Source organism: Coprococcus sp. LG101-27, from assembly GCF_027695515.1.
Taxonomy (GTDB): domain Bacteria; phylum Bacillota; class Clostridia; order Lachnospirales; family Lachnospiraceae; genus Allocoprococcus; species Allocoprococcus comes.
In genome coordinates, this window is the sequence record NZ_JAQEUJ010000027.1 from 1 (window position 1) to 19,585 (window position 19,585).

General features: G+C 42.7%; 18 protein-coding genes. 1 reads left to right on the plus strand and 17 read right to left on the minus strand.

Annotated elements, in window-relative coordinates; all coding sequences use genetic code 11:
- The 6 genes from PG766_RS17180 to PG766_RS14250 form a co-directional block, all read right to left on the minus strand.
- On the minus strand, nucleotides 1–161 hold a 161-nt coding region (locus PG766_RS17180), incomplete at its 3' end, for an HPr family phosphocarrier protein (RefSeq protein WP_270591090.1).
- Nucleotides 162–255: 94 nt separating this feature from the next.
- Nucleotides 256–2,445, minus strand: coding sequence for a PTS transporter subunit IIABC (locus PG766_RS14230; protein WP_118199593.1), 2,190 nt, complete (start codon nucleotides 2,443–2,445; stop codon nucleotides 256–258).
- A 237-nt stretch (nucleotides 2,446–2,682) separates the two neighbouring features.
- Nucleotides 2,683–4,068 (minus strand): sodium-dependent transporter, encoded by a 1,386-nt coding sequence (locus PG766_RS14235; RefSeq protein ID WP_118199594.1) that lies wholly within the window; start codon nucleotides 4,066–4,068, stop codon nucleotides 2,683–2,685.
- A 349-nt stretch (nucleotides 4,069–4,417) separates the two neighbouring features.
- On the minus strand, nucleotides 4,418–5,161 hold the full coding sequence (locus PG766_RS14240) for an amino acid ABC transporter ATP-binding protein (protein WP_416810414.1): 744 nt from the start codon (nucleotides 5,159–5,161) through the stop codon (nucleotides 4,418–4,420).
- Entirely contained in the window at nucleotides 5,158–5,802 is a 645-nt protein-coding gene (locus PG766_RS14245) for an amino acid ABC transporter permease (protein WP_008368496.1), read from the minus strand. The genes PG766_RS14240 and PG766_RS14245 overlap by 4 nt, the downstream gene beginning before the upstream one ends.
- A gap of 46 nt (nucleotides 5,803–5,848) precedes the next feature.
- On the minus strand, nucleotides 5,849–6,679 hold the full coding sequence (locus tag PG766_RS14250) for a transporter substrate-binding domain-containing protein (RefSeq protein WP_118199596.1): 831 nt from the start codon (nucleotides 6,677–6,679) through the stop codon (nucleotides 5,849–5,851).
- A gap of 409 nt (nucleotides 6,680–7,088) precedes the next feature.
- Between PG766_RS14250 and hydF the strand changes: the two genes are divergently transcribed.
- Nucleotides 7,089–8,336 (plus strand): [FeFe] hydrogenase H-cluster maturation GTPase HydF, encoded by a 1,248-nt coding sequence (hydF, locus tag PG766_RS14255; RefSeq protein ID WP_118199597.1) that lies wholly within the window; start codon nucleotides 7,089–7,091, stop codon nucleotides 8,334–8,336.
- Between the two features lie 731 nt (nucleotides 8,337–9,067).
- On the opposite strand, the gene PG766_RS14260 is transcribed toward hydF, so the two are convergent.
- From PG766_RS14260 to pstA, 11 genes are all read right to left on the minus strand, one after another.
- A complete protein-coding gene (locus PG766_RS14260; protein WP_118199598.1) occupies nucleotides 9,068–10,282 on the minus strand; it encodes an LL-diaminopimelate aminotransferase in 1,215 nt (404 codons plus the stop codon).
- 26 nt (nucleotides 10,283–10,308) lie between these two features.
- Complete coding sequence (dapF, locus tag PG766_RS14265) at nucleotides 10,309–11,136, minus strand: diaminopimelate epimerase (RefSeq protein WP_117559128.1); 828 nt, start codon at nucleotides 11,134–11,136, stop codon at nucleotides 10,309–10,311.
- 23 nt (nucleotides 11,137–11,159) lie between these two features.
- A complete protein-coding gene (locus tag PG766_RS14270; RefSeq protein WP_118199599.1) occupies nucleotides 11,160–11,705 on the minus strand; it encodes an ANTAR domain-containing response regulator in 546 nt (181 codons plus the stop codon).
- A 37-nt stretch (nucleotides 11,706–11,742) separates the two neighbouring features.
- On the minus strand, nucleotides 11,743–13,074 hold the full coding sequence (gene glnA, locus PG766_RS14275) for a type I glutamate--ammonia ligase (RefSeq protein WP_118199607.1): 1,332 nt from the start codon (nucleotides 13,072–13,074) through the stop codon (nucleotides 11,743–11,745).
- A 168-nt stretch (nucleotides 13,075–13,242) separates the two neighbouring features.
- Entirely contained in the window at nucleotides 13,243–14,232 is a 990-nt protein-coding gene (pta, locus tag PG766_RS14280) for a phosphate acetyltransferase (protein ID WP_055158222.1), read from the minus strand.
- 139 nt (nucleotides 14,233–14,371) lie between these two features.
- Nucleotides 14,372–15,076 carry a TetR/AcrR family transcriptional regulator gene (locus PG766_RS14285; protein ID WP_008368506.1) on the minus strand — a complete coding sequence of 235 codons (705 nt, stop codon included), beginning with the start codon at nucleotides 15,074–15,076 and terminating at the stop codon, nucleotides 14,372–14,374.
- 204 nt (nucleotides 15,077–15,280) lie between these two features.
- Nucleotides 15,281–16,597 (minus strand): sensor histidine kinase, encoded by a 1,317-nt coding sequence (locus PG766_RS14290; protein ID WP_117836253.1) that lies wholly within the window; start codon nucleotides 16,595–16,597, stop codon nucleotides 15,281–15,283.
- On the minus strand, nucleotides 16,587–17,267 hold the full coding sequence (locus PG766_RS14295; RefSeq protein WP_008368508.1) for a winged helix-turn-helix domain-containing protein: 681 nt from the start codon (nucleotides 17,265–17,267) through the stop codon (nucleotides 16,587–16,589). Before PG766_RS14295 ends, PG766_RS14290 begins: the two co-directional genes overlap by 11 nt.
- A gap of 22 nt (nucleotides 17,268–17,289) precedes the next feature.
- The gene (gene phoU / locus PG766_RS14300; protein WP_117836255.1) at nucleotides 17,290–17,946 is read right to left on the minus strand and encodes a phosphate signaling complex protein PhoU; all 657 of its coding nucleotides are present in this window, start codon (nucleotides 17,944–17,946) and stop codon (nucleotides 17,290–17,292) included.
- Complete coding sequence (gene pstB, locus PG766_RS14305; RefSeq protein ID WP_055158199.1) at nucleotides 17,947–18,696, minus strand: phosphate ABC transporter ATP-binding protein PstB; 750 nt, start codon at nucleotides 18,694–18,696, stop codon at nucleotides 17,947–17,949.
- A gap of 13 nt (nucleotides 18,697–18,709) precedes the next feature.
- Nucleotides 18,710–19,501 (minus strand): phosphate ABC transporter permease PstA, encoded by a 792-nt coding sequence (gene pstA, locus PG766_RS14310; protein ID WP_416387082.1) that lies wholly within the window; start codon nucleotides 19,499–19,501, stop codon nucleotides 18,710–18,712.
- Between the last annotated feature and the right edge of the window lie 84 nt (nucleotides 19,502–19,585).

Consider the following 19,585-nt stretch of genomic DNA (forward strand, 5'->3'; position numbering starts at 1 on the left):
CTCATAACTGCCATAATGCTCTTTGCATTGACTTCACGTGTATCTCCTGCTTTTTTGATCTTAATATCTGAAGTTTTTTTTGCAATTGCTTTTACCAGAATTCCTGCTGGTCTTGCGTGGATTCCCTGTGCATCTGTTACTACATACTTAAATTCTTTCATGATAAATTCTCCTTTTCTTTTTTCATTTTAGTTTATCTTTTGACAGCGCTTTGCTTTTCAAAGCGCCGTCATTATTAAAACAGCTTTCGCTGTTCTATTCTACTGTGTCTACGGCAAATAATGGATCGCCGGCTTTTACTTCTCCCGTTGCAAGGAGACGTACTCTCTGATTCTCTTCCAGTTCTGTACAAAGTACCGGCGAACAAAGAGACGGTGCATGTGAAGCCAAGAATGGAATATCGATCTTCATAAGCGGATCACCTTTTTTCACTTTCTGACCATTTTCTACAAATACTTCAAATCCTTCACCGTTCAGAGATACGGTATCAATACCGATGTGAAGCAGCATGCCAAGTCCGTTTTCTGTCTGGAATCCAAGTGCATGCTTTGTTTCAAATACGAAAAGCACTTCTCCATCTTCCGGTGCGCAGATCACAGCATCTTCCGGTGTAACAACGGCTCCGTCACCCATCATTTTTCCTGCAAATCCTTCATCCGGACAGGTTGTAATATCGCCTGCCATACCGGTGATCGGGCTGGATACAACAATTGTATTTACCACTTTTTCCCGTGTTTTATTATTTTCATTTACAGTATCTGTATTTTCTTCGGCTGAATTCTCTTCTGACACAGCAGCGCTCTCATAATATTCATCCGGAGCTGTTTCCAGATAATCTTCCAGTTTAGACTTAATCACAGTTACCTGAGGACCATAAATGATCTGGACACCCTGTCCCTTTTTCACGATTCCTCTGGAACCTGTTGTCTTGATGATCTCATCATTTACGCGGGCTGCGTCATGAACTGTGATACGAAGTCTTGTTGCACAACAATCCACATCACTGATATTTTTCTTTCCGCCAAGTCCCTGTGTGATTGCCTCACTTACCGGATCTGCGGTCCCTGTATTCCCTGCTGTTTCTTTTCCTGCTTCTTTTCTGGCATTTACATCTGCCTTTGTATATAATTTTGTCTCTGTATCATCATCTTCACGTCCCGGTGTCTTGAAGTTAAACTTTTTGATCAGGAAACTGAAGATAAAGTAATACAGGAAGAAATAAATAATTCCAACCGGAATGATCCGAAGCCAGCTTGTCTTTGCATTTCCCTGCAGGATACCGAAAAGGAACAGATCCAGAAAACCACCAGAGAAGGTAAGTCCTACTGCTATATTCAGGATATGTGCGATCATGTAAGCAGAACCTGCAAGCACTACCTGTACAGCAAAAAGTGCCGGTGCAACAAAAAGAAATGAGAATTCCAGTGGCTCTGTAATACCCGTCATCATGCAGGCAAGTGTTGCAGAAAGGAGAAGTCCTCCTGCCTGTTTTTTCTTTTCCGGTTTTGCACAGCGGTACATCGCAAGTGCCGCTCCCGGAAGTCCGAAGATCATAAAGATAAATTCACCTGAGAAATATCTGGTCGCATCTGCGCTGAAATGTGCGATATTTGCAGAATCAGCAAGCTGTGCAAAGAAGATGTTCTGTCCTCCCTGTACCATCTGTCCCGCAACTTCCATTGTTCCACCGACCGCTGTCTGCCAGAATGGCATGTAAAATACGTGATGAAGTCCGAACGGAATCAAAGCTCTCTTAATAATACCAAAAATCAGGGTTCCCAGATATCCGCTTCCGGTTACCAGTCCGCCAAGTGCATAAATTCCATTCTGTACAACCGGCCATGCAAAATACATTCCAATCCCAACAAACATGTACACTAGTGTAGAAATGATCGGAACAAATCTGGACCCTCCGAAGAATGATAACGCATTTGGAAGAACGATTTTGTGAAAACGGTTATGCAGAGCAGCAACACCAAGTCCTACAATAATACCACCAAACACACCCATCTGTAAGGACTGGATTCCGCAAACAGAAGTGATGGTTCCTTCCAGTACATTCGAAGCGATCGTTCCATCTGCGGTAATCTCTCCTGTGATCACAAGCATCGCATTGATTGCAACATTCATAACAAAGAATGCGATCAATGCAGAAAGTGCCGCTACTTCTTTTTCTTTCTTTGCCATACCGATTGCAACCCCAACCGCGAAAATCAGTGGCAGGTTGTCAAATACAGCACTTCCTACTTTGTTCATGATAATGAGTAACGAATTCAGGATGGTTCCGTCTCCTAAAATTTTCTCCAGACCATAAGTCTGGATTGTGGTAGCATTGGTAAACGAGCTACCGAATCCCAGCAGCAGACCCGCTACCGGAAGAATTGCGATTGGAAGCATGAAGGATCTTCCTACTCGCTGCAATACGCCAAAAATTTTGTCTTTCATTGCATGTACTCCTTTTCCTCAAGAAATTTTAATTACCTGGCTTATGCCTATGATATTATTTTCTTTCGTGGAAGCCTTTTATCCGAATTTTTGACGCAAAAAAGGCACTAACCCCACACAAATATCAAAATAATATCTATGTATGGTTAATGCCTGCCGTACAGTTACACACCAAAATCTGTAACTTACAATAATTTATTTTCCACTAAATGTCAAGCCTTTTCTGAAATTTTCTTTTTATAATCCTACGGACTGCACTAAAAGAATCAGAAGCATCAACGGTGCAATTACCTTGATCATTGCAACATAAAGCTTTTCTCTGCCAAACCTGTATCCGCCAAGTGTCACTTCATCGATGATCACTTTTGGTTTTACAACCCATCCGATCAGAATACAGGTAAGCAGTGCCACCATCGGCATCAGACAGTTATTGCTGAGATAATCCATCACGTCCAGAATCTGCGCTACCGTGCCGTTCGGAAGTTTCAGTTCGAAATAAAGCTTGTTGTATCCAAGACATACGATCACACCAACGATCATTCCATATAAAGTAGTCAGGATCGTTCCTTTTTTTCTGGATACATGGAATTTATCCATCATGCTTGATACGATTGCCTCCATAACAGATACAGAAGAAGTAACCGCTGCAAAAGATACCATCAGAAAGAATACAATTCCTACCAACACTCCTGCTGCCCCCATTGCTTTAAATACTTTTGGCAGAGATACAAACATCAATCCCGGTCCTGCAGACATTCCTTCGGTTCCCATAAAAGTATAAACAGCCGGAATGATCATAAGTCCTGCCAGAAGCGCTACAAGCGTATCAAAAAACTCAATCTGGTTGATCGACTTCATCAGATTGGTCTCTTTCTTCGCATAGGATCCGTAAGTAACCATAATTCCCATCGCCACACTGATTGAGAAGAAAAGCTGTCCCAATGCATCCATCACAACCGAAAGGAAACTTTTAACCGTCATCCCTCTAAAATTCGGGATCAGGTAAATCGCCAGTCCCTGCATACCGGTTCTTGTCACTCCATCTGCATTTGTATGTTTCAGGGTAAGGGAAAATACAGAAATTCCCGCAATCAGTACAAACAGGATCGGCATCAGAATCTTACTGTATTTTTCAATTCCTTTATTTACTCCTTTATAAACAACCATTGCCGTAATAAGCACATAGATCAGCATCCATATGATCGGCTGTCCGACCTGTGTAATATAGCCTGTAAAATATCCGTCTTCTGCTGCCTGCGCCCCATGACCTGTGAGAAATGCCGACAAATATTTGAGTACCCATCCACCAATCGAGCAATAATACGGAAGAATGATAACCGGTACTGCACATGCAAGCACACCGATTCCTCCCCATCCTTTATGCATCTGTTCATATGCAGTAAGCGGACTCTGTCCTGTCTTACGTCCGATCGCGATCTCTGTTGTCAGCAACGTAAACCCAAAGGTAAGTGCCAGTACCACATAGCACAGAATAAACACTCCGCCTCCACCTTTTGCTGCCAGATACGGGAATCTCCAGATGTTCCCCAGCCCGACTGCACTTCCCGCAGCCGCCAGCACGAATCCGATCGAGCCGGTAAAATTACTCCTCTTCTTTTCCATCTTTTCTACACTCCTTTTACAGTGGTGCCTCCGTACACACCATCTCCAGCTTTTTAATAATATGATGTGAGTGTCAATAAGTATCAATTGCTTATTTGTGCGAGCACAAACGCAATTGATACTTTTGACACTTACATCATAATATAGAAATTATATTTTTCTATAAGCCAAAAACACCTCCGCCGTATGGCGAAGGTCCCTTCTTTAGCTTTCTTCTTATTTTAACAATCGGATATAGGAAAGTCAATGGAAGTATTTTACTCATTTTCTTGATCTTTTTTACACTGGGACAGGCTCTCACCTGCCCCTTTATGAGTAGTATATCAATAATTTTTACAAAACGTCTTATTTATGCAGTTGCCGGAAGAACACGGGATAAGAATGACTGCGTCCTTCTCTCTCTTGGTGCTGTAAAAATTGCATCCGGTCTGCCTTCTTCAACAACATATCCGTCTGCCATAAAGATGACCCGGTCTGCCACATCGCGTGCAAAGCCCATTTCATGTGTTACAACGATCATCGTCATTCCTTCTTTCGCAAGAGATTCCATAACATCAAGTACATCTCCTACCAATTCCGGGTCCAGCGCCGATGTCGGCTCATCAAACAACAACGCTTTCGGTTCCATTGCCAGTGCTCTTGCAATGGCAACTCTCTGCTGCTGTCCACCTGAAAGTGTACTCGGATATACATCCGCTTTATCCTTTAATCCTACCTTATCCAGAAGTTCCAGTGCTTTTGCATGCGCTTCTTCCTTATTCATGTGTTTGGTAAGGATTGGTGCCATCATAACATTCTGAACAACGGTCTTAAGCGGAAACAGATTGAATTTCTGAAAAACCATTCCGACTTCCTCACGGAATTTACGGATGTCACAATTCTTATCGAGAAGATTCTTTCCCTCATACTGTATGGTTCCGCCTGTCGGTCTTTCAAGCTGATTGATGCATCTTAAGAAAGTACTCTTTCCCGATCCGGAAGGTCCGATGATACAGACCACTTCACCTTCATTGATATCAAGATTGATATCCTTTAATACCTCCAGGTTCCCAAATTTCTTCGACAAATGATTTACTTTAATCATACCAATCACCTCATTTTCCTTTCTATCTGTTTCTGGACAATTATCAGTACCGAAAGTATCACCAGATAAAACGCTGCCAGTGCTGTGTATGTAGGAATTGCTTTAAAGCTCAACGCTGCATACGCCTGTGCCTGATGCGTGATCTCATTAACCGCAATCGCAGATAAAAGTGCGGTATCCTTAACAGAAATGATAAACTGGTTAAATAATGCCGGAAGTGCCGCTTTAAATGCCGGTGGGATAACCAGATGGATCATCGTCTGTGCACTTGTAAGTCCAAGTGATGCACCTGCTTCTTTCTGTCCCGGATCAATGCTCATCAACGCACCTTTTACAATTTCTGAAATAAATGCACCGGAATTCAGTGCGATAACGCCAATTCCCACTGCAGTGCTTCCAATATCGACACCCAAAAGCTTCGGAATTACAAAATATCCGTATAAAGCCTGCACCATAAGCGGTGTCGCACGAATGATCCAGATGTAAACTTCTGCAATTGCTTTCCCTATTTTATATTTCGACTGAAGCAGGTATCCACAGAGGCTTCCGATCAGGAAGCCAATTGTGATACCGACAACAGCAATTAAAATCGTAAGTTTTAATCCCTCAAACATCATTGGAAGTAAAACATTCAAAAAAGTCATATCCATATACTATCTCATCCTATCTTCTTTTTAGTTGCTGTCTGTTCTTTGATTATTCACACCATTTCGCATAGAGTTCATCTGTTGTGCCATTATCAATCAGTACCTTTACAGCTGCATTGATTTCATCATAATATTTGCATTCTTTAGAAATTGCTACGCAATACGGTGCCTGGCCCTGATTAAACTCATCCCCGACTACCTCCAGGTTGCTGTCCGGTGTTGTCTTAATATAGAAATATGCTCCAGGTCCATCCTGAATAACAGCATCTACTTTTCCCTGCTCCAAAGATTCATATGCAGTTGTGATCGTGTCATGTACTTCAAGCGTTGCACTTGTAAGGTTCTTGCTTGCATAAGTATGAGATGCGGTTCCCTTTTCAACGGCTATTTTTTTATCCTTCAGATCATCAACACTCTTAATTCCTTTATCGTCATTTTTATTTACCATAACGACCTGACCGGAATCACAATAGATATCACTGAAGTCCATAACTTCTTTTCTTTCATCTGTTGCACAAAGTGCTGCTGCTCCGATGTCCAGTTTATTTTCAGCGAGTGAAGTAGTAAGTGCCGAATAATCCATTGCCTGGAGGCCACCATCGATTTCGAATCCCAGAAGCTCCTGCAGATCATTTAACAGATCAACATCATATCCGATCAGCGTCTTTCCGTCCTCATCATAGTATGTAAATGGTCCGAAAAGTCCGGTTGTTCCGACTTTCAGTTTGACACCTTTCATGCTGTCCTTCAGCTCGTCTTCTGTATATTCTTTCTTTGTATCAGAGGTTTCCTTTGTATCTTCTTTTTTACTTCCACATCCTGCTCCAAGTACTGTTATCATTACTGCACACATTAAAACTGCTATTAATCTTTTTTTCATAATAATAATCCTCCTTAACTGTGTAGTGAAAACGTAAGGGCGCATCACAAATTCTTTTGTAATGCGCCCTTGCATTTCCGTCCGCAGACACTCTCTCGTTCCCGGGATTGTTTGAGAAATTACTTTGCACTTCTGATTACTTTCTTTTCTGAAATACAAAAAGGATGCCGCATCTAATGCGACATCCTTGTCTGTTCGGTTCTTTATGAACTTGTGATTATTTTACCGCACTTTCACACTTTAGTCAATGAAACTTTTATCCAAAATTGCCAGTTTTATATGTTTCTTTTAAGTAATTTTTCACAAAATTGATTTTCTATAGTATATGTGATACACTATTTCCAGATCCAAACTGACTGCAAAGGAATTCCTGCGCAAAAAGAATACAAAAAAGGAGATTACAAAAACTATGAGTCTTAACAGCACCCCTTCTGCAGATCGTGTACATATCGGTATCTTCGGTCGCAGAAATGCCGGAAAATCCAGCATCATCAACGCTATCACCGGACAGAATCTTGCCATTGTATCTGATGTTCTCGGAACAACTACCGATCCGGTTCCAAAGGCAATGGAACTTCTTCCCCTCGGACCTGTCGTGATCATTGACACCCCGGGGCTTGACGACATCGGAGAACTCGGTGAACTGCGTGTCAAAAAAGCCTACCAGATTTTAAACAAAACAGATATCGCTGTTCTGGTAATCGATGCCTCTCTTGGCATGACACCAGAAGATTTATCCATCTTAAAGAAAATACAGGATAAGAAGATCCCTTACGTTGTGGTAAAAAATAAATCTGACCTCTGCTCTTCTGCTGAAAATAGCGCAGTCTGTCCGAACCTGGATTCTATGCCGGATGCTTCTTTTCATATAGATGCTTCCAACAGTATCGAAGTCAGCACAGTAACCGGATACCATGTTCATGAATTAAAAGAACTGATTGCAAGCCAGGCTCCGGAAGAAGATCAGGATAAATATCTCGTCCGCGATCTTTTAAATCCAAATGATTTTGTCGTTCTGGTCGTCCCGATCGACTCTGCCGCCCCAAAAGGACGTCTGATCCTCCCGCAGCAGCAGACCATCCGCGATGTACTGGAGGCTGGTGCAATCTCTATTGTAACCCGTGACACAGAATTGAAGGAAACACTTTCGTCTCTTGGCAAAAAGCCACGCCTTGTCATCACCGACAGCCAGGCGTTTGCCAAAGTATCTGCCGATACACCGGAAGATATTCCACTGACCTCTTTTTCCATCCTGCTTTCCAGATACAAAGGGAATCTGAAGCTTCAGGTCGAAGGCGCACAGATGCTGGACAAGTTGGAAGATGGTGACAAAATCCTCGTCTGTGAAGGCTGCACCCACCACAGGCAATGTGATGACATTGGAACAGTGAAGCTTCCTCGCTGGATCCGCCAGCATACCGGAAATAAAGACCTGCACTTTGAATTCACCAGCGGGACCGAATTCCCGATAGATCTCTCACCTTATAAACTCATTATTCACTGTGGTGGCTGCACCCTGAACGAACGCGAAATGCAGTATCGTCTCAAATGCGCCGAAGATCAGGGCATACCGATCACGAACTACGGAACCGCTATTGCTCACCTGAAAGGGGTATTGGAGCGGAGTCTCATACCGGTTAGGGGAAGTTTGGAATAAGGTTACGGGCGAAGTGGGGACGAGGTGACGGTTTCACGCCGGTCTTCATCGCCTGCATTCTGTAAAATTTAATCGGGACGGAAGTTGCGACACCGGACTGATTCGCTGGAAAATCTGATGATTTTCCGGCTCAGGCAGTCCTCAGATTCCGTACTTGTAGTACGAAATCTGGTCACAATTTCCGTCCCGATTAAATGAACAGACTGCACGGCTCTTACGAATGGCGTGAAACCGTCACCTCGTCCCCACTTCACCCTTACGTTATTCAAAGCTTCCGCATTGGCGCATCATAGATGCGCCTCGCTGTGGATGGAAGGATTGTTTGTTCAGAATTGAAATCCATTCTTATTATATTTACTTTTGTTCTGGCTTATATGTTATGAGTGATTTTGTTTTGGTATAGACACACATAACGGTTGAATAAAGCTTAAAGCCAGGTATCATTTTAAATTGTCTGCAGCGCCAAGGGCGTCGGATCACGGTGTGGATTTGGCGGTATATGGCGGCGTGTTACAGCCTGTTAATGAAAAAAAGAGAAAAGTGTGATCGGATTTCGTACCCCAAGTACGAAACTCCGAAGACTCCTGAGATGGAAAATCATCAGATTTTCCGTCGAATGAGTCTGGTATCACACTTTTCTCTTTCTTTTCATGTTACAGGCTGTTCACGCCAGAGTCCACCACCAAATCCACACCGTGATCCGACGCCCGTCCCTGCAGCCAAATTTTCAATTAAATATTCTCAATTCTCTTGATCGCTTCCAACGTATTCTCGTAACTTCCAAATGCTGTCAGGCGGAAGTATCCTTCCCCGCTCGGTCCAAATCCTGATCCCGGAGTTCCGACTACATTTGCTTTTTCAAGAAGGAAATCAAAAAATTCCCATGAAGTCATGTTATCCGGCGTCTTTAACCATACATATGGTGAGTTCACTGCTCCGGATACCGTGTATCCGGCATTCTTCAGACCTTCATAAATCGTTCTTGCATTCTTCTGATAGTATGCGATCTGCTCTTTAATCTGTGCTTTTCCGGCCTCTGTATAAACAGCGGCTCCGGCTTTCTGTACAATATAAGGTGCTCCATTGTATTTTGTTCCGTGACGTCTTGCCCACAGTGAATGAAGCATCACATCTCCGCACTTAAGATCTTTCGGAATGATTGTTGCGCCAAGACGTACTCCTGTAAATCCAGCATTCTTAGAAAAACTTCTAAGTTCGATCGCACAGGTTCTTGCTCCTTCACATTCAAAAATACTGTGTGGTACATCTTCCTCTGTGATATATGCTTCATATGCAGCATCATAAATGATCACTGCCCCGTTTTTATTTGCATAATCTACCCATTTCTGGAGTTCATCTTTTGTGATAGCCGCTCCGGTCGGGTTATTCGGGAAGCATAAATAGATCATATCCGCTACTTCTTTTGGCAGTTCCGGTACAAATCCATTTTCTGCTGTACAAGGCATGTAGATTACATTGCTCCATGTTTCTGTCTTTGGATCGTAAGTTCCGGTACGTCCTGCCATTACGTTTGTATCCACATATACAGGATATACCGGGTCTCCTACTGCGATTCTGCAGTCAGGTCCAAAGATCTCCTGGATATTTCCAGAATCACTCTTTGCTCCGTCTGAGATAAAGATCTCATCTGCAGCAATATCACATCCTCTTGCCTGGAAATCATTCTTTGCGATCGCGCTTCTTAAAAATTCATATCCAAGATCCGGTGCATATCCGTGGAATGTCTCTGCGTGTGCCATCTCATCAACTGCACTGTGAAGCGCTTCGATGATCGCAGGTGCAAGCGGCTGTGTTACATCACCGATTCCCAAACGGATGATCGGTGCATCCGGATTCGCTGCTGAGAACGCTGCAACTTTTTTGGCAATATTGGAAAACAGATAGCTTCCCGGTAACTTTAAGTAGTTTTCATTTACACTGTACATATGTCGTCTCCTTTGTGATTTGATCTTTATAGTACACCATCAAATACTTTAACCGCAGGTCCCTCCAAAAATACATGATTCACCTTACGGTCCCATCTGACAGATAACTCTCCACCTAATAATTTAACGATTACTTCCTCATCTGTCAAGTCATTCAGCACAGAAGCCACAACTGCTGCACATGCTCCGGTTCCGCAGGCAAGCGTTTCACCAACACCCCGCTCCCACACACGGATCTCCATCCGGTCCCTCGCAGTCACATGACAAAACTCGATATTTGCTCTCTCCGGAAATCTCGGATGAAATTCTAACTCCCTTCCTGTCTCTTCCAAAGAAATCCCGTTTATCTCTTCTGAAAAGATTACCGCATGCGGATTTCCCATCGAAATCCCGGTCATGCGGTAGTTCTTCTTCTGTACCTCAATCGGATCATTGATCACCAGATCCTTTTCACTCAGGATTGGAATGCTATGTGCGTTCAGTCTTGGAACACCCATATCTACCATAGCACCGCAGGCTTTCCCATCCTGAATATGAAGGTGCATGTTACGAATTCCGGATTTCGTCTCGATACTGAGAGTTTCCTTTCCGGTAAGTCTGTAATCATATACATATTTTCCCAGGCATCGGATGCCATTGCCGCACATCCCGGCAACAGATCCATCCGAATTGTATATCTCCATTTTAAAATCAGACACCTTTGACGGACATATCAGAATCAGACCATCCGCTCCGATCCCGTAATGCCTGTCACAAAGCGCTCTTGCAAATCCAGGTGGATCTTCCACCCTTTCTCTGAAGCAGTTTATACACACATAATCATTTCCAAGACCATGCATTTTTGTAAAGATCATATATCCTGCCTCTTCAATCTCCTTTATTCCGCCATAATACTAAGTACCATCTGAGCTGTCTCCACCATATTGACACCGCTCTCCATACTACATTTCTGCAGATAGCGATGCGCTTCTTCCTCCGTCATATTATTACGTTCCATCAGAAGACTCTTTGCCTCTTTTACAAGTGCCTGCTGCTCCGGATTCCGGTTCTTAAGCTCTGCTCTTCTTTTCTTTCTCCGCCTGCCAATCGATTGTGCCATCATCTCGATCGTGTTCATCAGATCAAATACCTTAAATGGCATCGACAGGCTGATCACTCCCGGCGTCCTGTCACTGCATTTCTCCGGCGATGCGATCAAAAGCATCTCAATCGTACCCGGCAGATAATCTCTCAATTCATTATATAACATATCTTTCATTTTATAACCACAAACTACAATTCCATCATCCAGATTATCTGCCAATTGAACCGCCTGTGCTCCGGTTACCCCCACACCAATCACGTCAAATCCATTTCGTACCAGTATATTGCGAATATTGGTTGCAATCTCCTTTTTTGGAAATACAACAATAATACTGCTCATAATACCAGCCTCCTGCCTTTAGAATTGGAAAGTTTCTTTAGAATTTCTGTAAGTACTCATTAATTTCCCATTCTGTAACCTGAGTGCGGTATTCTCTGTATTCTGCACGCTTTGACTCGATCAGCTTCTGTGACAGTTCTTCTCCCAGTACTTCCTGCATAAACTGATCTTTCTGGAATTCTGTGATTGCTTCTCTTAAGCTTGCCGGAAGTTCCTCAATTCCAAGTGCATTTTTCACCACATCTGTCATTTCGTAAATATTCTCATCTACACTCTCTGGCGGCAGGATCTTGTTTTTAATTCCTTCCATTCCAGCAGCCAGGCATACGGCAAGTGCCAGATATGGATTTGCTGCCCCATCCGGACTTCTGAGTTCAACTCTTGTGCTTTCCCCTGATACCCGTGGAATACGGATCAGAGGAGTCCGATTATTGGCTGACCAGGCAATATATACCGGTGCCTCATATCCGGGAACCAGCCTCTTATAGGAATTCACGATCGGATTTGTGATAAAGCTGATCGCTTTGATATGTCTCATAAGTCCGCCGATAAAATAGTAAGCCTCCTGGCTCAGACCATTCGGATCTTTTTCATCTGCAAAAACATTCTTTCCGTCTCTTGACAGAGACATATTCAGATGCATTCCTGAGCCATGGATACCATCCTTTGGCTTTGGCATAAATGTAGCATGAAGCCCGTGTCTTTTTGCGATTGTTTTGGTAACAAGCTTAAATGTCATGATATTGTCTGCTGCATCCATCGCCTCTGTATATTCCAGATCGATCTCATGCTGTGCCGGTGCCATCTCGTGATGAGATGCCTCCACACCGTACCCCATATCTTCCATTGTAAGAACAATATCACGTCTTGCATTCTCTCCCTGGTCCAAAGGTCCCAGATCAAAATATCCTGCACGTTCATTGGAAATCGTCGTCGGATTTCCCGCATCATCCGTCTCAAACAGGAAAAATTCGCATTCCGGTCCTACGTTAAAGTCATATCCCATCTCTTTTGTCTCGGAAAGTACCTTCTTAAGAACATGTCTCGGATCGCTTTCGTAAGCTGTTCCATCCGGTCTGTAAATATCGCAGATAAATCTTGCAACCTTTCCCTGCTGCGGTCGCCACGGGAAAATTTCAAATGTATTCAGATCCGGGTGCAGATACATATCCGATTCTTCGATTCTGGCAAATCCTTCTATCGAAGATCCATCAAACATACATTTGTTATCCAGTGCTCTCTTAAGCTGGCTTACTGTAATCGCTACATTCTTCATTGTTCCGAAAATATCGGTGAACTGCAGCCTGATAAATCCCACGTCTTCTTCCTCGACAAGATTCAGGATATCTTCTCTCGTATAATTTTTCATACTCATACAAATCCTCCCGTTTTTACTACTCATAAATGAAATATCAAAAAGTCTCATATATTAAAGACCTATGATACTCTGATAATACAACAAGGGCGTTCTCAATCCATTTTGAAAACGCCCTTGTTTGTTATATTATAATTTTCGTCTGAATATTTGTCAATACTCTTAGTCTTCTACGAGTGCTGCTGTGATGATTGCCATAGAATAAACTTCTTCTGCATTGCATCCACGGGACAGGTCGTTGATCGGTGCATTAAGACCAAGAAGGATCGGTCCGTATGCATCAAAGTTACCAAGTCTCTGTGCGATCTTATATCCGATGTTACCTGCGTTGATATCCGGGAAGATAAATGTATTTGCCTGACCTGCTACTTCACTGTTCGGGCATTTTGTTCTTGCAACACGCGGAGATACAGCTGCATCAAACTGAAGCTCTCCTTCGATCGGAAGTGAAGGATACAGTTCTTTTGCTTTTGCTGCTGCATTACGCATCTTATCTACATCTTCACCCTTTCCAGATCCAAGTGTAGAGTAGCTTAAGAATGCAACCTTTGGATCGATACCAAAGTGTTTACCACATTCTGCAACTTCCCATGCGATTTCTGCAAGCTGATCCTCTGATGGTTTGAGATTAATCGCGCAGTCACCCATAGCAAGAACTTCGTTCTCACCTGTAGCTGACGGACGAACCAAAATGAAGCAGGAAGATACACAGCTTGATCCCGGTTTGGTCTTGATCAGCTGAAGTGCCGGACGTACGGTATCTGCTGTAGAGTAAGTAGCTCCTCCAAGAAGTGCGTCTGCAACTCCCATCTTAACCAGCATGGTTCCAAAATAGTTGTTTTTCTTAAGTGTCTTTGCTGCCTGCTCCGGTGTAACACCTTTGCTCTTACGAAGTTCGCAGAACAGTTCTACCATCTCGTCAAATCTCTCATAATCATCCGGATCAATGATCTCTCCGCCACGGATGTTGTATCCATACTTTTCAGCTGCTTCTAATACTGCTTCTTTATTTCCAACAAGAATTGGTGTAAGGAAGCTTCCTGCTAAAAGACGGGAAGCTGCCTCAAGAATTCTCTCATCTGTTCCTTCTGTAAAAACGATCGTTTTTGGATTTTTCTTCAGCTCTTGAATCATCATGCCGAAGCCTTTCATATTGTCCATTAAATTGCCTCCTTATTTCGTGTGTTCGATACTTTCACATATACTTTACCACGTTTTTTTTGGATTGCAATTTAATTAAATTTTTAACAAGGATTGTATTTAAAAATAACCAAAAACCGGCGTTTTTTCCTTATTTACGGTATCCTTTATAGCCTTTCAGATTGTTGGCAAGAGCCATAACGATCGTATCTACATCATCTACCATCAGTTTTACACGTTCCGGAATCTGCTCTTCCTCTATCCCGTTTTCATATACATCTTTGAAATAGCCTTCAAAAAGCATGCACACCATCCGGTTTAATTTTACTGCATTGTCATATGTAATACCACCAACATTGATACACCGCTTGCACATCTCAAAATCACGTGCCAGAAAGCTTGGTGTCTGAAGCATATTGTAGAAAAAGCGGTTAACATTTACAATATCTTCCGGAAACATTTCATAATATTCCCGCATTGCTTCTTTGAGTTTTACATTGTTATACTCAAAAAATAACAGATTATATGCTTCCGGATTATGAAATGCCTCCGTTGCATAACAATCCCATACACCTACATATACCTGCCACATATTCTTCCAGGATTTCTCAGCCTCATTCAGCCTGTCTATGTAACCGGTTAAAATTCTGAGTTCTGCATAGTATAAAAGTTCAGACACATTATCAAAGTACCTGTACAGACTTGCTGATGAGCACCCCATCTCCTTAGCAATCCTGCGGATAGATACTGCCTGAATCCCTTCTTGCTGAATGATCTCATGTGCTTTCTGGATATAATCCCTTCTGGATAATCCTTTAAAATAATTGCTGCTCGTACTCTGCTTCTGTTCTTCCATAGTTGCCTCTCATTTTCCATGTGAATCTCTACACAGATTGTATCCGGCACTCTTCCATACCGAATTCAACCATTTTTTAATTTTAGTCATATTACTCTTTATTATACATGATTCTGTTTTTGATATAAAATAGAAAAAAGCTATAATATTTCATAGCTTTTTTCTATACATTATACCTTTAATTTCCCAATTGTAAACAGTTTTTTAACAATGAAAAATAAGCTCCATTTTTGTACCTTTTCCTTCTTCACTTTCCACATGGATTTCTGCGTTATGCAAAAGTGCTCCATGCTTTACAATTGAAAGACCCAGACCTGTTCCGCCGGTCTCTCTGGAATGGCTCTTATCCACCCGGTAAAAACGCTCAAAAATACGCTCCTGATGCTCTTTTGGGATTCCGATTCCGGTATCCTGGACAATGACCTTTTTCCCGTTCAGTGTATTTCCAACCCAGATATTTACTTTTCCATTTTCTTTATTGTATTTGATGGCATTTTCACAGATGTTGTAGATCATCTCATCCAGGATCTGACGGATTCCAAAACATTCCACATGTTCTCCTACCACTTCAACCTGTATTCTGTGTTTTTCTGCCTGAAGTGCCAGACGGCTCACGATCTCCCTTGTCATCTGATACAGATCCACATTCTCTTTTTCAAGCTCCACACTGCCCTCATCCAGTTTTGACAGCTTGATAATATCACCGACCAGGGTGATCATCCTGCTTGCCTCTTTATAGATCCGTTCACTGAATCCCTGCATATCTTCCGATTTTACAAGACCGTTCATCATAATTTCTGCATATCCCGAAATCGAGGTCAGAGGAGTCTTCAGCTCATGGGAAACATTTGCAGAGAATTCTCTCCTCATCTGTTCAATTGCTGCTTTTTCTTTATTCTGCCTGTCAATTCTTTCAAGCAGCGGATGCAACTCTTCATATACATCATTTTCCAGTGGTTCTTCCAGATCCAAATTGTTAATCGGTGCAATCAGCCTTTTCACCTGATGCCTTGTCATAAACCATGCAACACACCCCATCATGACCCCGATCGCAATCATATACGGTAAGATCATAAATGCTGTATTCCAGACCGTATCCATGCCTCTTGACACACGCAGGACAGAGCTATCATCCATCTTCAACGCATAATAGTACATCTCCTGTCCTTTGCTGTCTGACATACGGATATCCTGCCCACTGCCATTTGCCAATGCCTCTTTGAATTCTTTTCTTGATTTGTGGTTTGCCAGCGTTTCCTGATCATTTCCGGTATCATAAAGTACTTTTCCGTCTTTATCGATCCATGTTACCCTGGTGCGCCTACTGACCTTATCCATGGTGCCAAAATATTCTTCTCCGGATATATCTATTGCCGCCCGGATATATTCTGCCTCCTGAACCAGTTCACTGCGCCGGATATCCAGCGCCTGCCGGTAAATAACCAGAGTAACCAGAATATACGAGATCAGGAGTGACATCGTAACCACAAAAATCATACTTTTCTGGATTCTATTTCGCATCGATCTCTCCTATACGGTATCCAACCCCCCGGACAGTCTCAATATATTCTCCTGCCTGTCCCAGCTTCTGGCGCAAGGTTCTTACATGGACATCTACCGTTCTGGTCTCACCGTCAAAATCATATCCCCAGATTTCTTCCAGTAATTTATCTCTTGTCAGAACAATATTCTGATTCTCCATAAGTTTTCTCAACAGCTCATATTCTTTCAATGTTAATGCTACCGGTTCTCCCGCTACCGTTACTTCATGCTTTTTACGGTCCATGCGGATCTCACCCAGCACATAGGTATCATCCTCTTCTTTTTTCGATGTCCGTCTGAGTACTGCACGGATTCTGGATACCAGTTCCATCATTCCAAATGGTTTGGTCACATAATCATCTGCTCCCGCATCCAGTCCCATGACCTTGTCATATTCTGCACCCTTTGCCGTAACCATGATGACCGGAATATCTTTGGTTCTCCCGGAAGTCTTCAGCTTCTTCAGGATCTCCATTCCATCTTCTCCAGGGAGCATGATATCAAGCAAAATCAGCTCTGGCAGTTCCTCTGCCAGAGCTTCAAAGAATGATGTGCCTTCTTCAAATCCACGGGCCTCAAATCCCGTAGTTTCAAGTGTATATACTACTAATTCCCGGATGTTCGCTTCATCCTCCACACAAAAAATCATTCTCGTTCTCCTTTAATTTCTTTTAGATTGCAGTTCCGCCTGCATGAATACCTGTAATTGAAAATTCAACCCACTCTGCAATATTTGTTGCATGATCTCCGATCCTCTCCAGATATTTTGCGATCATGATCAGGTCGATTGCCTCATCTCCGGCACTTCCTTTGTGATCGGAAATAAATTTTACCAGATCTCCTTTTACCAGATCAAAAAGATCATCTACCTCATCATCTGCTACCATGACTCTTCTTGCAAGCTCCAGATCTTTCTGTACATAGGCAGATACACTGTCTCTTACCATCTTTACAGTCGCCTCTGCCATCCGGTTAATATCCTTCAGATTCTTTTCCTCTGTTGATTTTGTTGCGATCACAATATCTGCGATATCCGCAGTCTGATCTCCGATACGTTCCATATCCGTGATCATCTTAAGTGATGCCGAGATTCTTCGCAGATCCCGCGCTACCGGCTGCTGCTGAAGTAAAAGCTTCAGGCAGAGATTTTCAATTTCTTTTTCCATCTGATCGATCTCGCTGTCTGCTGTAATGACAGCCTTTGCTCTGGCAATATCATGCCCTTCCAGGGCTCCTGTTGCTTCCTCAATTGCCGTCTCGCAAAGTTCTCCCATATGAATAAGCATCTCATTAAGTTCTTCCAGCTGTCTGTCAAATCTGTTCCGCATTTAACCAAACCTCCCTGTAATATAATCTTCTGTCCTCTTATCGGACGGAATCGAGAATAATTTTTCAGTATCATTATATTCTACAACTTCTCCAAGAAGGAAAAATGCGGTATTGTCCGACACTCGGACTGCCTGCTGCATATTATGTGTTACCATAACGATAGTATAATCTTTTTTCAGTTCCATCGCAAGGTCTTCTATCTTGGATGTAGAGATCGGATCCAGTGCGGAAGTCGGTTCATCCATCAGAAGTACTTCCGGTTCTACTGCAAGTGCACGTGCAATACAAAGTCTCTGCTGCTGTCCACCGGACATGCCAAGTGCACTCTTTTTCAGACGGTCCTTACACTCGTCCCAGATAGCTGCATTACGCAGTGATTTTTCTACAATATCATCCAGTTTTGCCTTTGAACGGATTCCATGCGTTCTTGGTCCGTAAGCAATATTATCATAAATGCTCATCGGGAATGGATTTGGTTTCTGGAATACCATTCCGACTCTTTTTCTCAGGACGTTTACGTCCATTCCTTTAAAAATATTCTGTCCGTCCAGAAGGATTTCGCCGTCAATCCGGCACCCTTCTACCAGATCATTCATACGGTTGATCGACTTGAGCAGTGTGGATTTACCACAACCACTCGGTCCGATAAACGCGGTGATCTTATTTGGCTCGATCTCAAGGTTAATGTTTTTCAGTGCCTTGAAATCGCCATAATACAAATCAAGATTTTTTACACTTATCTTTGACATTTTCTTTTCCTCTCTATGCTTTCGTCAGTTTCTTCGCAACCACACCGGAAAGGGTGTTGATCGCAACAACCAGTACAAGCAAAATAACAGCTGTCGCATACGCCTGGTTCATATACAGCCCTTCGCTTGACAGCATATACATATGAATTGCCAGTGTCCGACCGGAACCAAGTACATTCTTTGGCACCTGTGCAACCGTTCCTGCTGTATAAATCAGTGCTGCCGTCTCTCCTACGATACGTCCAATGGCAAGGATCACACCCGCAAGGATTCCAGGAACTGCCGATGGAAGCACGATACGGAATACAGTACGGAGCTTTCCGGCTCCAAGTCCAAAGCTTCCTTCTCTGTATGAATCCGGAACTGCTTTAAGTGCTTCTTCTGTCTGGCGCATGATCAGCGGAAGAATCATGATCGATAAAGTAAATGCACCTGCCAGAACGGAAAATCCCCATTTCAGCGTATTTACAAAGAACAGCATACCAAACAGACCATATACGATAGACGGAATGCCCGAAAGAGTCTCCGTCGTCAGGCGGATCACTTCGATAAATTTATTCCCCTTTCCTGCGTATTCCACAAGAAAGATTGCTGAAAAAATACCAAATGGTACTGCGATCAAAAGCGAAAGCAGTGTCATAACAACCGTATTGATCAATGCCGGTATAACAGATGCATTGTCCGATGTATAATGTAATGAAAATAATGACGGTTTAATATACGGAATTCCATTGATCAAAATATAAAAAATCAGGAACAGGAGCAATGCAAACGTAATAAATGTCGCAAACATCACAAGAAACATCAAAATCATGGATCCCGGATGTCTCAGATAGCTTTTTATCTTATCTGTAAAATTTTCCCGGTTGATATAAACAGGTTTTTTCGT

Coding starts and splice junctions, on each gene's coding strand:
- PG766_RS14245 (WP_008368496.1), bottom strand. CDS start 5,802: ATGGATATGACTTTTTTGAATGTTTTACTTCCAATGATGTTTGAGGGA.
- PG766_RS14235 (WP_118199594.1), bottom strand. CDS start 4,068: ATGGAAAAGAAGAGGAGTAATTTTACCGGCTCGATCGGATTCGTGCTG.
- dapF (WP_117559128.1), bottom strand. CDS start 11,136: ATGATCTTTACAAAAATGCATGGTCTTGGAAATGATTATGTGTGTATA.
- glnA (WP_118199607.1), bottom strand. CDS start 13,074: ATGAAAAATTATACGAGAGAAGATATCCTGAATCTTGTCGAGGAAGAA.
- hydF (WP_118199597.1), top strand. CDS start 7,089: ATGAGTCTTAACAGCACCCCTTCTGCAGATCGTGTACATATCGGTATC.
- PG766_RS14290 (WP_117836253.1), bottom strand. CDS start 16,597: ATGCGAAATAGAATCCAGAAAAGTATGATTTTTGTGGTTACGATGTCA.
- pta (WP_055158222.1), bottom strand. CDS start 14,232: ATGAAAGGCTTCGGCATGATGATTCAAGAGCTGAAGAAAAATCCAAAA.
- pstA (WP_416387082.1), bottom strand. CDS start 19,501: ATGTTTCTTGTGATGTTTGCGACATTTATTACGTTTGCATTGCTCCTG.
- PG766_RS14270 (WP_118199599.1), bottom strand. CDS start 11,705: ATGAGCAGTATTATTGTTGTATTTCCAAAAAAGGAGATTGCAACCAAT.
- PG766_RS14295 (WP_008368508.1), bottom strand. CDS start 17,267: ATGATTTTTTGTGTGGAGGATGAAGCGAACATCCGGGAATTAGTAGTA.
- PG766_RS14285 (WP_008368506.1), bottom strand. CDS start 15,076: ATGGAAGAACAGAAGCAGAGTACGAGCAGCAATTATTTTAAAGGATTA.
- PG766_RS14230 (WP_118199593.1), bottom strand. CDS start 2,445: ATGAAAGACAAAATTTTTGGCGTATTGCAGCGAGTAGGAAGATCCTTC.
- PG766_RS14250 (WP_118199596.1), bottom strand. CDS start 6,679: ATGAAAAAAAGATTAATAGCAGTTTTAATGTGTGCAGTAATGATAACA.
- pstB (WP_055158199.1), bottom strand. CDS start 18,696: ATGTCAAAGATAAGTGTAAAAAATCTTGATTTGTATTATGGCGATTTC.
- PG766_RS14260 (WP_118199598.1), bottom strand. CDS start 10,282: ATGTACAGTGTAAATGAAAACTACTTAAAGTTACCGGGAAGCTATCTG.
- phoU (WP_117836255.1), bottom strand. CDS start 17,946: ATGCGGAACAGATTTGACAGACAGCTGGAAGAACTTAATGAGATGCTT.